This is a genomic window from Candidatus Symbiopectobacterium sp. NZEC135 (assembly GCF_025962695.1).
This window is the reverse complement of the sequence record NZ_JAGFPF010001495.1, coordinates 1-527: the sequence shown is the minus strand read 5'-3', so window position 1 is coordinate 527 and position 527 is coordinate 1. Positions and strand designations below refer to the sequence as shown.

At 62.6% G+C, this 527-nt stretch carries 1 pseudogene; it reads left to right on the top strand.

The features are described from left to right. Nucleotides 1–527, top strand: a pseudogene (locus J5224_RS35010) (hypothetical protein); the annotation flags it as partial.

The following is a 527-nucleotide window of genomic DNA, read 5'->3' as shown; positions in this document are numbered from 1 at the left end:
GTTGGGGTTCACGCTGTATGACGGCGGGCACCGTGCACCGCCGGAAGAGGCGATGATCCAGCGCTTGATATCGTTACAATTGTCGATGGCGCAATCGGCGTTGCAACAGGGCGGGCAGCCCGCGCTGGAGGCACTGGAAGCCCAGTGGCCGCCACAGGAACGCGGTTTTCTGCGTGTGTCTACCACGCCAATGGAGGCCGATAAATGGGCTCAGCCACCTGCGCCGTGGCGTGAACCGCCTGCCAGAGAGGTTCCGCCTCCCGCTGGCCCCAGGCCGCACGAGGATGAGCAAAACCATCGGAGCGATCGGCATATGCCGCTTGTCAACGTGGTCAATGGGCCCAATGGCGAGCGCTACTGGGTCTCTTTTGACGCCCAGCGTTTACGCGATGAAACTTACGCGCCGCGTCCGATGTTGATACTCAATATTCCCGAGCCGTTGGTGTGGGTTGCGGGGCTAGGTGGCCTGCTGTTCACTGGGGTATTGGCCTGGAACCTGACCCGGCCGCTCAATCGCCTGCGCGCCA